Genomic DNA, 16,212 nt, shown 5'->3' with positions numbered 1-16,212 from the left:
ATCTATAACCATTAAACATGCCTACAAAGATGGCCATACTATTTTTAAAGGGTAATAATAACACTTTTAAGCCATAATCTTTAACCATTGTAACCGCTCTTAATATCCCAGGTTGAATTTTTGAGCCTATTACCAAAGTATGAACTGTAGTAAATACAACTTCATTAATAGGTCTAAACTTCGCATAAACATAAACCATGTTCTTTGTGTTGTTGTAGTTCATTGATGCAAAAATATCATTTCTTTTGTCAAATGCTTCACGATGTGATGCATAATGCATTAAAAAATTTTCGTTATCATAAATCACCTTAAAACCATTACATTGAATTTTTTGAATTAAATCTATTTCCCAACATTGCTCTGCCCCTCTATCTTGCAAAAAAGAATCTATGACCAAATTATCAAGCGTATTTCTTCTAAATGAAAAATTCACGCCCTTAATCACATCTACTACTGCGGGTGAATCCAGTATTCCTAAGTGATGATTCCCTACCATGCCATTCCATTTAAACACCCCTACTTCCTTTACAGGATTATACGCTTTATCATCTTCAGTAACAAGTTTGTCAGGTCCACCATAGGCGCCCATTTCTGAATTTTCTTCAAATGCTTTTTTTATTCGTTTTGCCCATCCCTCTGGTAATTCAATATCATCATCTGTTAAGCATAAAATATCTTGAGTACTCTCTTGTAAGCCCAAATTTAAAGCATGCACAACGCTGGCTTTTTCACTTTGGATAACTTCTAAATTCTCAATTTTATTCTTGAACGACATTGCTAAATCAAAACTTTCGGTATCATTTGGCCCTATTATCGTAATGACCTCCTCAATATCACTTATCTGTTTGCTCACAGAATTGAGTGTTCTTTCAAAGTCTATCTTGCGTTTGTATGTGGGGATTATTAAGCTTATTCCGTTCATTTTGTACTCTTAAAGATTATGTATTTGCCCCTATAACTCTACTCAACTTTAATCTTACTTTATCCATAACATGAAGCAATGGAAATAATTTAGGGTAATTGTTTCGCACCTTATGCATAAACTTATCATAACCTGTTTTTTCTCTCCAGCTTCCATTTATTAAATGAATAGCATAAGAGTTACCATCTAAAAGCATGGCATTACCGACCAAAACATTTGAAGGCAGTATTAACATATTGTTACTAAGGATTAGTTGTGTATCCTCATATCTATAACCATATTTTAGAGCTACTTTTGATATTATTTCTCCAATAATCACCTTCGTATAGTCAATTGAACCATCTGCATTTACAAAATCAATTTGGTTATAAAAATCAATACAATCTTTAACATAAGGATGTTTAGGTTTCGATGCCATAATTGCAGATAAAATTGCAAAACCATCAATATTTTCATCCAAATTGAGAGGCAAAAACGAATCATTTAGTTTCTTTCTTCCCGCAACATCAAATAAACCAGGATGATATTCGTGTGCACTAAAAAATTCATAATTAAACCAATTACTATGAAATGGTCTTAAAACCTCTACATCTGTATCCATGTATATACCTCCTTCTTCGTATAAAGCAATAAACCTGACATAATCGGCAACAAATGCCCATTTACCTAATTCATATGCTTGCTTTATAAAAGGTACAGCATTTATATCCAAATCATCCTCCGACCACGATCTAATTTTAAAATCGGGTAAATATTTTTTCCATGAGGCGATACAATTTTCTATAAATTGAGATTTGGGTTGATCGCCAAACCAGCAATAGTGTATAATTTTTGGGATCATGTTATATCTTTAATTTTTTTATTAGTCTAAGAGCAAGTTTCCAACCAAATACCACTCTTAATATGTTAAGTGCTTTACGTTCGGGTAAAATTAATTTAAGATTGGCATCGGATAAGACCTTGTTAATTTTTGGCATTACTGGGCTTATTGCAGGGTAATGCGCACAAACATACCAGCCTATAAATTTGGAACAAATAAGACGCATCTCCTTGGTATCTTTATAATTTAGAAGTATTCTCAGTATAATCTCATATGTATCAATAACAGAAGCATATGCCTTTACTGATGTTTGCACACTCACCCCTTTTTTAGTCTGTCTCCAAATGGCTAGAGCATTATCTACAGATAATGCTTTATCGGCTATTGCATAAACCCTCGCAAAATATTCACCATCTTGATTTTTAAGAATAGTTTCATCCCATCCTCCTGATTTTTCAACCAGACTGCGATGCATTAAATGACAATGAGGCACATTCCAACCTTCTTGTCTCCATATTGCAACCATGAGTTCTATTCCAGGAGCGTAATCTTTATCTAATGATCTTGGTAGACACCAAAGTCTTCCATCTGGCTCAAGCATTTTTAATGGCGAATAAATCAATGTATCTTTTGTTCCGTCCTTTAAAATTCTATTCATTTGCTCTTCAATCATATTCTCGGAACAATAATCATCAGAATCCATAAATTTAATATAGTCTCCGGTCGATTTTTTAAAAGCAAGATTACGAGCAGCATTCCCACCCTTCTTTTCGTTCTTAAATAATTTTATGTTGTTGGATACAAATTTTTGAGCTAATGCATATGAATTATCCGTTGAGTAATCATCAACAATAATAACTTCAATATTTTTATAAGTTTGTTTGATAGTTTTTTGCAATGTTTCTTCTATGAACTCCTCAACATTATACATGGGAATGCAAACAGAGACCAAGGGCTTATTTTTATTTGCTTCTTTCATTTACCTAACCTTAAAATATTTCGTTATCCTACCTAAATAAGATTTCATTCTATAAACTGATAATAAATGGACTACATTAAATTTATTTTTCTCATAATACATATGATCTGCTTCAAACTCCTCTCCTGTATAAGCTTTTAAGGCTGTCCAATTTTGGTCTTCAGATGTCCAAAATAAGTGCTCTTTTGGTAAACCTAGAGGTAAAAAAATGGTGCTACAATGATAAGGACTACCTGAGGACACATAAGATTCTTGCATTTTTTCTTGTTTGCCGTTAAACCCAACCGTTAAAAATCCCTCTGAATCAAAATTATTGGCGTATGTCATTTGTTTATGTAAAACAGCGTTTAAGGCACATCTAATTTGTGCCCCTGAAATTTCTTTGGGAACCATATCCATTAATGGCGCTTGAGCCAAAGCATGAAAAGCACCAAATCTGCAAATTAAGGTTCTTCCAAACAAAGGATAGGTTCCCTCTGGCGATATCATTCTTTCTTGAATTTGAATATATCGTTTATATCGCAAAACCTGCTTATTATAAAGCCGAGCTGTTTTATTCAGCTTATGTTTAACCATTACATTTAAAATATCCATTAACATGGGATGAATAACGTAACTATTATAATGATCCATACTTAAATGTGGTCCATCTCCATATAAACCATCTCCAAAATAAAACTTATTTATAAACCTTTCCACTCCCAAGTATAATCTACTTTTGTGATACTCTTGATTATATTCTAATAAAAATGCTTCAACCATGGAGGCGAACAAGAGCCAATTATTATTGGGAGGCTTAATGTGTCTTGTTTTTTTTAATTCAAATATGACCTGCTTTTTAACTTCAGGTTTAAAAGCATGCCATAAATTAGGAGCTCTAAGCAATCCTTGTGCTAAATACGCGGCATCTACAAGAGCTTGATATCCATTACCAAAATTCACATAATCCTTAGCTTCGGGATTAACTAAATTAGCTATCGCATTTCCTGTTAATTTCTTGTATTTTTCTCTTATTTTGCTTTCTTCAGATGCATCAGGAGGAAGATTGAGCCAAGGTCCAATGCCGCAGACAATCCTACCTAAGGCTTCTAGGTATTGAAATTCACTTCTACCCTTATAAACTGGCATTTTTAGCTTCAACACATCATCTGCAGCCGCATGTAGCACTGGCGACGCTATTTGTTCTAAAAAATGAATCCAATTACTACGCATGTTTATATCTGATTGTCAACTATTTTTAAAACAGAATTATTGAAAACCGTCTTATTATGAGCAATATTAACATTAGTTAATAAGGTCCCTAATGCCACAATACATTTATTCTCTAATTTGGTGCCTTTTAAAATTGAAACATTCTTACCAATCCAGCAATCACTCCCTATTATAACCGGGGAAGTTTTTGGTTTTTCAAATTCTAAACCAAAATCGGGATATTGGCTATCTGTAATCTCTCTTCGTTTTTCAGCCTTGTAAATGTTATGAGTATTAGTATCCCAAATAGCACAGTTATATGATATTTGATTGTAATCTCCAATAACTATTTTCTCATCACTTCTTATTTCTGTGCCTTCGTTTATTGCATTCCTATCACCAATGCGCACTTTACCACGAAATCTTACAGATATATCACTTAAAATATGATTATAATCACCAATCATTAAATCTCCTCCTACAATAACATAAGGGTTTCTATAATTATCACCCTTCTCTAATATATTATAATCTCCAATATGTAAATATCCCCATCTAATACATAGGTTATAATCATTAATTTTACAATGCTTTCCAATTTTTATTTCAGCCTTTCCACCCGTTATCATATTAATGGAAGCACCCGACATTGAAGTGTTATCGCCAATAATAAGTGCATCTCCTTTTTTTATATAAATACTACTTTTTCTAATAGTAACATTTTCTCCTACACTAAAAATAGCTCCTTTTTCAATGATTACTTTAGAACCATAGAAAAGATATTTAAACTTTATTTTATTAAAGCGGTTATATATATTTTTTATCTTATTTAATATTAGCATTGTTTATTCTATGTTAATTCAGAAAGAATCACTCATTTTTTTGATTTAGTGCTATGGATTAAAATCCAAAAAAAGAGTGTCTCCATATTAATTTTAATCTTTAACGCTTTTTTAATAGCCTCTTTTGCTATTTTGACATCACTCTTTCTTGCTAATCTTGCTACTAATAACCAGGCTTCATGCGTTTTATTTAACATTATTTTTTTATCTACATCTCCCCAACCTGTATCCAAAATTTCCTGACGTACTTTAGCTGTCGAATAATTAATTTGAATACTATTAGACGACAACCCTATAGGGTTAACTTTATAGTAGGAAGTATTTTTTCTAGTATATATAAATTTATAGCCTTGAACTAATATTTTAAAGAATAGATGAAAATCTTCTACATACCGTAAATTTTCGTTAAAACCATGTACGCTATGAAATACCTTGGAAGTTAACATCATTGTTGAGGGTTGCACCATATAGCCATTGAAAAGGGCTGTAGGCAGATTTTCTGACAGATAAGGTGGGTCTTTTAATGTATCATCGGCAATACTTTTAAATAAAAGCGCTTGGTCCACTTTATCATAAAACTTAGTATGTGTACTGTAAAAAACTTCATGTAGAGGGTTATTTAAAGCAGTTTCCATCAAAACAGATAGGTGGTCTTTATGCCATATGTCATCACTATCCAAAAAAGCTAACCATTTGCCATTGGCCAAACTTGCGGCTACATTCCTAGTCGCAGAAACTCCCTTGTTAATCTCATTTTTGAAATAAACCACATTTTGATCAACTTCTGCATCAAATTTTTTTATTATGTTTTTTGTACCATCATCGGTTCCATCTTCCACTAAAATTAACTCCCAATTAGTATAGGATTGAATACCTATTGATTCTAAGGTTTTCTCAATGTAAAATGCAGCCTTGTAAGCTGGCATAATAATACTAATTAGATCTTTCTTCATCAAACTACAACTACTTATTTGGAATTATATAAATTAATATGAGATAAAATAATGTTTTTAATGACGTGTTATATTTAACTGCTTTTTTAATAGCTTCTTTGGCTCGTTTCTTATTATTTTTTCGTAACATACGAGCTGCTACAATCCATTTATCTGATATTCTTTTATGTCGGATTTTTTTGGAGACTTCATCGAAGTCGATTAATTCTTCGTATGCTTTTGCTACGCCATAACTCATATTCACCTGGTCTCTTGAAAGTCCATTTAAATTATAACGATAGTATAAAGTAGTGCTTCCAGAATCTTTAAACTTACAACCCTCTTTTAGAAGTCTAAAAATAAAATTGACATCTTCTCCATAACGATAAGAATCATCAAAACCATCAATTAAAGCATACATATTTGATGAAACCATTATAGCAGATGGTTGTATGATGTAGCCATTGATCAGGCTAATTGCTAGATTTTCTTCTTTCCTGCTTAAATTATTATCTGGTATGATATTATCAATAGTTTCAGAAAAACAATAGTGAGAAGAATATATCAAATCGCAATCTTGATTTTCTTGGGCAGCTGTTATTAAAAGTAACAGATGGTCTCGATGCCATAAATCATCACTATCTAATAAAGCAATCCAGTTACCACTTGCTAAAGAAGCTGCAACATTGCGTGTTGCTGGCAGCCCTTTATTAACATCATTTCTAAAGTAAATAACATTTTGAGTTACACTTGACTTGAATTTATTTATAACTTTTTTAGTGCCATCGTCAGATCCATCCTCCACCACAATTAACTCCCAATTGGTATAGCTTTGATTTTTAATGGAACTTAATGTCTCTTTTATCAAGTTAACAGCATTATACGCTGGTATAATAATACTAATTAGCTCCATATTCATGTTCTAAAACCATAACTATTAATAATTTAACTCTTCACTTTAATCTTATTAACAAAATACTAGATCGAAAGTGCCTATAAAATTTATAAACATTCTAATGACCTATACAATTTGCAAGGCTCAAAAGTATTCATCTACAAGGACTGCCTATTTACTCCTAAAATTTTTAAATACATTTGAAAAACTTTCAGCCACATTGCCCATACTATAGAATTTAGCTCGTTCTTTACATTGAAGTGCTAATATCTCATAATCCGCTTCCGGCATATTTAAAATTTCTATAACTTTCTTACATAAACTCTTTGTGTCTCCTGATTCTATTAACAATGTTGGGTCAACTTCTGCTAAAATATCTGCTGGACCTGGCACATTGTATGCTACAACAGGTATACCACAGGCCAACTGTTCTACAACTGCCAGCCCAAAACCTTCAACGTAACTAGGGAAAACGCCCACTTTTGAATTTGACAAGAGCGAAATCAAGTGATTTTGCTCGAATTGAGGTGTGATTTTTAACTTGGAATAGTTGCTTTCTTCAAATTGTTGTAATACTTCTTCTTTTGGCCGATCACCTCCCAACAAGTGAAATTCGTCTAATTGCACTTTTGAACTAATTTCATTTACAATTTGGTTCAATTCCATAATTCCCTTTCTATGAGTCCATGATGCCAAAAAAGAAATGTTATTTTTTTTATTACTTACTTGTAACAAATTAGCCTCTAAAATATAATCATCTTGTAACCCATTTGGTATGGTTACAAGTTTTTCTTGAGGTACTCCTTCGCCTAACAAGAAATTATATTCATGGGTATTTAATGCGTGAACTATATCGGCATGCTCTATAGAAGCATTGAGTTCTTTTAAACCTACTTTTCTATCTAATGCTCTATAAATATTACCAAATCTTGTTTTTATTTTTATGTTTTCACGATGCTTATCAATTATTGTTTTATAAGGAGGTATATCTTCATAAATTTTATATACTTGAGGCAATCCATGAGAACGAAACAAAACAATACCACTATAATTGAAAGTGTCTTTTGGATATGGAATACATTCAAAATTAGCATCAATGACATCATATTTATACGCATTCTTTTTTAAATATTTTAAAATTAATTCAGGAAAAGTAGGTCCAAATATTCTAGCTAATTTATTTTGCCCTTTAGGATATAAATCATCAAAAGATAACGTATCAACATGATGCCCAATTTGTTCATATTCTTTTTTAAAGTCAAAAAAATACTTTAGGTATTCCCATTGTATTTCCCCATGCATGTCGCATTACCAATAAAATCTTCAATTTTGACATATTTTATTATTAAATTAAATAGCTGATTTTTTTTATTTTATAAAATCTAGACACAAGCAACTACTTAAAAAAATTAAACATTTCTTCCATACCCATAGCTATACACCCCAGAATTTTCAATTTTCACATCGTTAAATACAATCATTAGGGAATTTAACCTTTTAGTACCTTCAATTTCATTAATGAATTTCAATTCTTCTTTTTTGGTATAATTATATCTTACTACAAACAGTGTAGCATCTACATACGGCGTTAGTGAATAAGCATCAGACACTTTACCAATTGGTGGTGTATCAATGATGATGTAATCAAATCGCTTTTTTAAATCTTCAATTAACTCACCTACCCGTTCATTAAGCATAAGCTCTCCTGGATTGGGTGGTATAGGACCTGCACCAATAAAAGAAAGATTCTTCTCATTATTATATGGCACAACAATATCATCCACTTTTGTAGTCTGATCCACGATGTAGTCTGAAAGTCCTAATTGATAATCCAAAGTTAAATCTTTCATAAGTTTTGGAACCCTTAAATCAAAACCAAGAACCACTACTTTTTTACCCGTTATAGCCAAACTTGCGCCTATGTTCATAGATACAAATGTTTTGCCTTCACCGGGTTTTCCTGAAGTTACCATGATGACCTGACTGTTCTTACCTTGCGTAAGAAACTTTAAATTGTGCCGCATTAATCTGAAGAGTTCAGCAACTGGTGTTACTTTATTTCCAGATACTACAATAACCTCTTTACCTTCATTACTTGAAATTTTACCGAGTATAGGCGTATTAGTTAGGGCCTCAATATCTTCTTTTTCTAAAACTTTAGTATTTAGTTTATCTTTTGCAAATACCCAAACAAAAGGAATAAACATGCCAAATAGTAAAGCACCTAAATAAATAGGTGATTTGGCTCCCGAAACAGGGTAACTGGTTGCTTGAGGTGTTTCTATGATTCGCGTATCTGAAAATGGCACACTGATAGATAAGGATTCTTCTTCTCGCTTTTGTAATAAATAAAGATATAAACTTTGTTTGATACCCTGATCTCTGTTAATTTCTAGGAGCGCTCTTTCTGCTGTTGGCACTGAAGATATTTTAGATCGGTATTGGGATGATTTATTAGATAAATCACTTTGGTTTCTTGAAAGTTGTGCTTTTATGTTTCTAATATTTTGTAGAATAAGATTTTTACTTTCCAGTAACTGTCTGTCCATTTCGGGTAGCATCGGATTTCCTGTACCTGAAGCGCTGATAAGGTTTTTTCGGTTTTGAACCTCTGCATTGTAGGCTATGATTGCACCAGCCAACACCGGACTATTAACATTGTAAGAACTGATAGGAGAAAAAGTTTGGTTTGAAGATTGTATCAAACTGGTTTCTAACGAGCTTAGAGTATTTATTTCTGATCTTAAGACGGTTAACTCTCTATCGACCTCATCAGCTAAATTTACAAAACGAGACGCATCAGATTCTACATTAATTAAATCATTACTCTGCTTATAATTTTCAACGCCTTTTTCTGCAACATTAAGATCAGCTGTTAACAATTCTAGACGCTCATCAATTAATTTTAAAGTTGATTGCGCCAAGAAATTCTTGTTTTTAGCAGAACTCTTTGCATAAACTTCAATGAGCTTATTTATAACATCTACACCACGCTGAGGAATGGCATCTGTTAAAGAGATTCTTAAAAGCCCTCCTCCACTTTCGTTAACATTTCTGATACTTACTTTATTATTATACCCTAAAGCTATGGATTTTACATCTCTAAACTTAACAAATATAGGGTCTAGGGTTTTGTAGTTATTGGTTCTTAATTCCACATGAAATGCTCCAAAAGGTGTATTAATAGGTTCTCCAAAATTATGAGTACTCTTACTAACACTCTCATCGTCTTTAAATGTTTCTATCTGATACGTAAAGTCATCAACAATAGCAATAGTACCCAGTGTTCCAAATTTTTGAAGCGGCACACTATCACTTAAAACAACTTTGAAGGGCACCGCTTTATCATAAAGCTCGATTTCACTAAATCTTCCTTTTACATAAAATCCTACAGAATAGCCTAATTCGTTTATGGTCTCTACCATAAGATCGTAAGATTCTAAAATTCCAATTTCATCATCAATGTTTTTAGAATTTTTAATTAATCCTAAATTACTGAATGACTGTAAACCGTCTCCTTCCTCTTTATCATTTAGTAAAATTTTACCACTTGCGTAATATTCTGGTGTGATATTATATCTTATATAAAAGTGTGCGCATGCTAAACAAATTACAGCGCCTATTAAAAACAAATACCAATAACGTAAATAATTTAACAATATTTTGAAAATATCTTTTTCCATATTTATAAATAACAATAAGATTGATTCATGAAAAATAACTGGTTTTTAACTTAAAAAAACATTAATTCAATTTGAAAATAATGGCTACTACAAGCAAATATTTTCAAATTTTTAACAAATTTAAGTAAAGGAACATCTTTTTTTTAAAAATTCAAAGGAATATAGTAGGCTTAAAATGAATATAATCAATAATTTAAATAATCTATATTTTCATTATCGTTTAAATGCAAATTTCATAATACTGTTGTCATGATTTGCTTTGTTTTTAGATTATTAGGGCTAATAAAATTAAAAATGAGTTGACACAAAAAATTAAAAAATTAAATAACTTCTCTTAATTTTTCTTTCTCTAAAATATGCATTTGATCTAGTAGGACAGACACATTGCTTTTTCCAATCCATTTGATACCAGAATTATTTTTCATTAACCACTCTTGTATGGCAATTTCATTTCTAGAAATTAGTTTAGAAAGCCTTACTAAATCGTACCGTTCTTCATTTATCCATTTTTGAATGATAGCAATTTCGTCCTCACCAACTAAGGCTGGTTTACCATCTAAAAACAAATAACCCTTAACTCCTGGCACACCAAAGACTATCCTTCTATATTTTTCTGAAATATTAACAAAAACGTATGATTTAAATAAAGGCGATTCGACAACTTTTTGACGATCACTCCAATATTTTACTTCTTTAATTAAAGGATTGAATACCTGAATACCCATCTTATTTAAGATATCGGCAACTTTTTTTTCTTGACTACTTTTCACTGATAATACAAACCAACTCATAATCTTTAATTTTAATTTACATGTATTTTAATAAGCCTTTTCTTCGCCTTTAAAAGCGTTGAAAATTGTTAAAAGAATAATTTTAAAATCTAGTAAAAACGACCACTTTTCTACGTATAAAATATCTAATCTAATTCTGTTTAAAATATCTGAGGGTTTAATAATTTCTCCACGGTAACCTTTTATTTGTGCCAAACCAGTTATTCCGGGTTTCACAAAATGTCTTACCAAATATTTATCTACAGATATTTCGTAATCGGAGGTGTGTTGTTCCATATGTGGTCTTGGACCAACAACACTCATATGCCCCAGAAAAACATTAAAAAACTGCGGTAATTCGTCAATACTTGTTTTTCTTAAAATCCTACCAATTCGTGTAACACGCATATCATTTTTAGTAGCCATTTTAGAATGTGCCTCTCCATTGGATGTCATAGACCTAAACTTTAAACAATTAAAAGTTTGACGCTTAAGCCCATGTCTTTTTTGTGTAAAAAACAATGGCCCAGGAGATTCCAACTTAATTATAATATATAGTAATGGTATTAACCAAGACAAAAGACTAACTATGATGATAGAAGAGAAAACAACATCAAAAATACGTTTAGCCATTCGACCAAAATCTGCATCTAAAGGCACTGTTCGAACATCCAAAACAGGAATATTATCATATTTCTGAACAGTCATTGCTGTTGTGTAGATGTCTTTGTTATCGGGTATTATTTTTAATTTAATCAGATTATTATCAGCAAAATTAATCAGGTTCTGTAGTTCAGACCTTGAAAGCTTTGACGCCGTACAATAAACTTCGTTAATACTATTATCTATAATATATTTAAAACTATCATAAATTTCCCCTAAATAAGTAGGACTTTGAGATGGCTTATCATCAAAAAAACCACAATAACGATAGCCGTAATATGGATTATCAAATACTTTTCTAATTTTCTTTAAATTCTTATCTCTTCCAATTACAACTACATTAACATAATTACCCCCACTTAATCTGTAGTTTCTAATAACTATGTAAAATAATAACCTGTAAATGGTTAGTAAAACACATATTATTAAGAATACTATTAAGTGATATTGAATATTATCTGGCAAAACACCCCGAACAACAAACCATGAAAAATAAGTTAATCCGTAAATAATGTACAGATTAAACATTTTCTTGATATTTGTCATGAATTTTTCCTTACGTGCTGTAGGATAATAATTCAAACTGTAAGTTATAGCTAACCAAGAAAAGTTGTAAAAAATTATACTTAGTGAGTACGTATAAGTATCAGGAGTCAAAATAAACAGCGTGCCATTTATTATTGATAAATGTATGATTATCGAAAGAGGAATAATTAAGTGAGAGTAACTCTTTGTTTTCATATAGCAATTTATTAATTTCATAATCCAAACAGAAGATGAAAACTAACATTAACAGTTGTTTATATTATTAATGTTTACAATCTTTTAAAAAACGGATTTTAAGAATCACTGTTTTTAATAATTTAGATTTTTTTGCTATTAATCAAATCATTGGTAGCTGTAGGGTATAAACCAACAACCGGTACAAAAAAACATATAAAATAGTTATATTTAATACTTTTTCCATACATAGCTATAATATTCGTTAAACTACACTAGAGTTGCATTTGTCGATATTAAGTGATGATTTCATCGATATTTATTGTCAGAATATCGTTATTAGAAATTTCAATATTATTTTGAAATGAGAGGAGGTTTCAACAGTAAGTTTGGTTTATAATCTTAAATACAATAAGATTCACGAAAAATAATAAATTAACAATTTGAGTTTTTAATTAAAATAAAAAAAATAGCTTTAATTTTTTAAAGCTTGTAAATAAATTATATGTACTTTTGTTTAACTTAAATTAAATTTTAATGAACAATATTCAAGTAAATTTTAGCATCAAAGATTTAGAGAATTTAACAGGTATAAAGGCACATACCATAAGAATTTGGGAGAAGCGCTACAATTTATTAAGTCCAGATCGGTCTGACACAAATATTAGAAATTATAGTTTAGCGAGCTTCCAAAAACTTTTAAATATTTCATATTTAAACAATAACGGTATTAAAATTTCTAAAATTGCTAGTTTTAAAGAAGAAGAAATACCTGTAAAGGTTAGAGAAATTGCGTCTAGATCTAAGGTAGAAGATCATGCTATAAATGCGCTAAAAATGGCTATGATCAATTTTGATCAAGTGCTATTTTACAGTACGTACAACAACCTTCTAGATAATAAAACATTTAGTGAAATATTTTATTCGGTTTTTTTACCACTCCTTAATGAAATTGGTTTATTATGGCAAACCAATACCATCACCCCTGCCCACGAGCATTTTTTATCGGTTCACATCAAACAAAAAATACTAATAAATACAGAAAGACTGCAACTCTTAGAGCCAAAACCCGTTTCTAGAACGTTTATACTCTTTTTACCAGATGCAGAAATTCATGATATAGGATTGCTTTTTGTTAATTATCAATTACGAAGTAAAGGATACCACACGATTTTTCTTGGTGAAAGTATGCCCATGGAAAGCTTAACTGATTTACTGGAGTTTTTTGATGAAATAACATTTTTATCTTACTTTACCGTGTATCCAGAAATTGAAAAAATACCAGATTACATTAAAGAATTTGATGCGCTTTTACTTCAAAAAGAAAAAACTAACTTCATTCTTTTAGGACCTAAACTTGCGAATTATGATGTGTCTAGTCTTCCTAAAAAAGTAACTATATACAATTCAATAGAAAAACTAGTAGAAAACTTATAAATTTTTACAACGCAATAGTTTTAAAAGCATTTAATACAACATATGAATTCAACAATAAACATAATTGGTTCTGGTTTTTCATCATTAGCAGCCTCTTGTTACCTGGCAAAAGCTGGTTATGATGTTACTGTTTTTGAGAAAAATAGTACTATTGGCGGTCGTGCCAGACAATTAATAAAGGATGGATTTACATTTGATATTGGTCCAACTTGGTATTGGATGCCAGATGTTTTTGAACGTTTTTTCTCAGATTTCAACAAAAAACCATCTGATTATTATACCCTAGAAAAGCTAAACCCTGCTTACAGTGTGTATTTTGGTGAAAATGATTTTATTACCATTGAAGATACTCTTGAAAAAATAAAAGCTGCCTTTGAAAAAGAAGAAGTTGGAAGTTCTAAAAAACTTAATAAATTTATAGAAAAGGCAAAGAATAATTATGATATCGCCATAAAGGATTTAGTTTATAATCCTGGGGTATCGCCACTTGAATTAATTACACCTGCCACCATAAAAAAAATCAACCAGTTTTTTAGCACCATAAAAAAAGATGTTAGAAAAGAGTTTAAAAATGAAAGGCTTGTAAAAATTCTTGAATTTCCTGTGCTTTTTCTTGGTGCTAAACCTAGTGATACGCCTTCTTTTTATAGTTTTATGAATTATGCTGATTTTGGTTTAGGTACCTTTCATCCTAAAAAAGGCATGTATCAAGTTATTTTGGCTATGGAAAGTTTAGCACAAGAACTTGGGGTTACTATAAAAACAAATGCAAATATCGACCAAATTATGGTTGAAAATGGCGTTGCAAAAGGTGTTATTTCTAATGGTGAAACTTTTAAATCGGATATCGTTGTAAGTGGTGCAGATTACCATCATACTGAAACACTTTTAGACAAACCCCATAGACAATATTCTGAATCGTACTGGAATAAAAAAACATTTGCGCCTTCTTCCCTACTATTTTATGTGGGGTTTGATAAAAAATTAATCAATGTCAATCATCATACTTTATTTTTTGATGTTGATTTTGATGTGCATGCAGAAGCTATTTATGACCACCCAAAGTGGCCAGACAACCCTTTATTTTACGCCAGCTTCCCTAGCATAACAGACTCAAATTCAGCACCTGAAGGCAAAGAAGCGGGTATATTTTTAATTCCTTTAGCGCCAGGTATAGAAGATACTGAGGAACTTAGAAATATTTATTTTGAAAAAATTATTTCACGTTTTGAGAAATTAACATCCCAAAATGTAAAAAATCATATTATATTTAGAGAAAGTTTTTGCATCAATGATTTTATAAAAGATTATAATTCATATAAGGGAAATGCCTATGGAATGGCAAACACTTTATTGCAGACCGCTTTTTTGAGACCAAAATTAAAAAGTAAACTTGTAGAAAATTTATTTTTTACTGGTCAATTAACCGTTCCAGGTCCTGGTGTGCCTCCATCATTAATTTCTGGAAAATTAGTAGCCGATTTAGTAACAAAACACCATCATATTTTAATATGAAATTATTATTCGATAACGTTTCCTTCCATTGTAGCAAAATAGTAACCAAAACTTACAGTACCTCGTTTTCATTGGCTACAAAAATGTTATATAAATCAATCAGAAATGATATTTATAATATTTATGGTTTTGTACGTTTTGCAGATGAGATTGTTGATACTTTTCATGATTATGATAAAAAAGCACTTTTTAGCAGGTTTAGTGAAGATTTAGAACTTGCACTTACTGATAAAATAAGCTTAAATCCCATATTAAATTCATTTCAATACACTTTCCATAAATATGGTTTAGATAAAAGTTTAGTAGATGCTTTTATGAAGAGTATGAGAACGGATTTACACAAAACCACTTATTTAACTGATGAGGAATATAAAGCCTACATTTATGGATCTGCAGATGTTGTGGGATTGATGTGTTTGAAAGTTTTTGTAAAAGGCGATCAATCTAAATATGATGAGCTCAAAGATACTGCCATGGCATTAGGTTCGGCATTTCAAAAGGTTAATTTTCTTAGAGATTTAAAAGCCGACTTTAATGATTTAAACAGAACTTACTTTCCTAATACGGATTTAAATAATCTGGATGAAGCATCAAAACAATATATTATTGATGATATTGAAAAGGATTTTGAAAAAGGGTTAAGCGGCATAAAAAAATTACCTATTGAAGCTAAATTTGGGGTTTTTATGGCTTACAGATATTACAGCCAACTATTAAAAAAACTTAAAAAAACGCCAGCTTTAAAAATAAAAGACTCAAGAATACGTGTTTCTAACCCAAAAAAAATAGAATTATTAGCACGTAGTTATGTGAAATATCAATTAAACTTAATGTAAATTTAAA

The 16,212-nt window shown here is 30.8% G+C and carries 14 protein-coding genes; 3 read left to right on the top strand and 11 right to left on the bottom strand.

Annotation, left to right across the window (positions count from 1 at the left end; all coding sequences use genetic code 11):
• The 11 genes from AC1XJX_RS10245 to AC1XJX_RS10195 all read right to left on the bottom strand — a co-directional run.
• On the bottom strand, positions 1–922 hold a 922-nt coding region (locus AC1XJX_RS10245; RefSeq protein WP_482003892.1), incomplete at its 3' end, for a glycosyltransferase family A protein.
• A 16-nt stretch (positions 923–938) separates the two neighbouring features.
• A complete protein-coding gene (locus tag AC1XJX_RS10240; RefSeq protein WP_482003891.1) occupies positions 939–1,763 on the bottom strand; it encodes a glycosyltransferase family 32 protein in 825 nt (274 codons plus the stop codon).
• Between the two features lies 1 nt (position 1,764).
• Positions 1,765–2,694, bottom strand: coding sequence for a glycosyltransferase family 2 protein (locus AC1XJX_RS10235; RefSeq protein WP_482003890.1), 930 nt, complete (start codon positions 2,692–2,694; stop codon positions 1,765–1,767).
• A gap of 27 nt (positions 2,695–2,721) precedes the next feature.
• A complete protein-coding gene (locus AC1XJX_RS10230; RefSeq protein WP_482003889.1) occupies positions 2,722–3,933 on the bottom strand; it encodes a DUF2264 domain-containing protein in 1,212 nt (403 codons plus the stop codon).
• A 2-nt stretch (positions 3,934–3,935) separates the two neighbouring features.
• Positions 3,936–4,754 carry a DapH/DapD/GlmU-related protein gene (locus tag AC1XJX_RS10225; RefSeq protein WP_482003888.1) on the bottom strand — a complete coding sequence of 273 codons (819 nt, stop codon included), beginning with the start codon at positions 4,752–4,754 and terminating at the stop codon, positions 3,936–3,938.
• 32 nt (positions 4,755–4,786) lie between these two features.
• Positions 4,787–5,707, bottom strand: a complete 921-nt coding sequence (locus AC1XJX_RS10220; RefSeq protein WP_482003887.1) for a glycosyltransferase family 2 protein — start codon at positions 5,705–5,707, stop codon at positions 4,787–4,789.
• A 10-nt stretch (positions 5,708–5,717) separates the two neighbouring features.
• Entirely contained in the window at positions 5,718–6,605 is an 888-nt protein-coding gene (locus tag AC1XJX_RS10215) for a glycosyltransferase family 2 protein (protein ID WP_482003886.1), read from the bottom strand.
• A 147-nt stretch (positions 6,606–6,752) separates the two neighbouring features.
• Complete coding sequence (locus AC1XJX_RS10210) at positions 6,753–7,883, bottom strand: glycosyltransferase family 4 protein (protein WP_482003885.1); 1,131 nt, start codon at positions 7,881–7,883, stop codon at positions 6,753–6,755.
• 107 nt (positions 7,884–7,990) lie between these two features.
• A complete protein-coding gene (locus tag AC1XJX_RS10205; RefSeq protein WP_482003884.1) occupies positions 7,991–10,264 on the bottom strand; it encodes a GumC family protein in 2,274 nt (757 codons plus the stop codon).
• 320 nt (positions 10,265–10,584) lie between these two features.
• Complete coding sequence (locus AC1XJX_RS10200) at positions 10,585–11,055, bottom strand: UpxY family transcription antiterminator (protein WP_482003883.1); 471 nt, start codon at positions 11,053–11,055, stop codon at positions 10,585–10,587.
• 27 nt (positions 11,056–11,082) lie between these two features.
• On the bottom strand, positions 11,083–12,438 hold the full coding sequence (locus AC1XJX_RS10195; protein ID WP_482003882.1) for an undecaprenyl-phosphate glucose phosphotransferase: 1,356 nt from the start codon (positions 12,436–12,438) through the stop codon (positions 11,083–11,085).
• Positions 12,439–12,954: 516 nt separating this feature from the next.
• Between AC1XJX_RS10195 and AC1XJX_RS10190 the strand changes: the two genes are divergently transcribed.
• From AC1XJX_RS10190 to AC1XJX_RS10180, 3 genes are read left to right on the top strand one after another with little or no spacing between them, the layout of a single operon-like run.
• Entirely contained in the window at positions 12,955–13,854 is a 900-nt protein-coding gene (locus tag AC1XJX_RS10190) for a MerR family transcriptional regulator (RefSeq protein WP_482003881.1), read from the top strand.
• Between the two features lie 42 nt (positions 13,855–13,896).
• The gene (locus AC1XJX_RS10185) at positions 13,897–15,369 is read left to right on the top strand and encodes a phytoene desaturase family protein (RefSeq protein ID WP_482003880.1); all 1,473 of its coding nucleotides are present in this window, start codon (positions 13,897–13,899) and stop codon (positions 15,367–15,369) included.
• Positions 15,366–16,205: a phytoene/squalene synthase family protein gene (locus tag AC1XJX_RS10180; RefSeq protein ID WP_482003879.1), complete on the top strand. Its 840-nt coding sequence runs from the start codon at positions 15,366–15,368 to the stop codon at positions 16,203–16,205. Before AC1XJX_RS10185 ends, AC1XJX_RS10180 begins: the two co-directional genes overlap by 4 nt.
• The last annotated feature ends 7 nt before the right edge of the window (positions 16,206–16,212 follow it).

The organism is Flaviramulus sp., from assembly GCF_982512915.1.
This window is presented reverse-complemented; position numbering and strand designations above follow the sequence as displayed.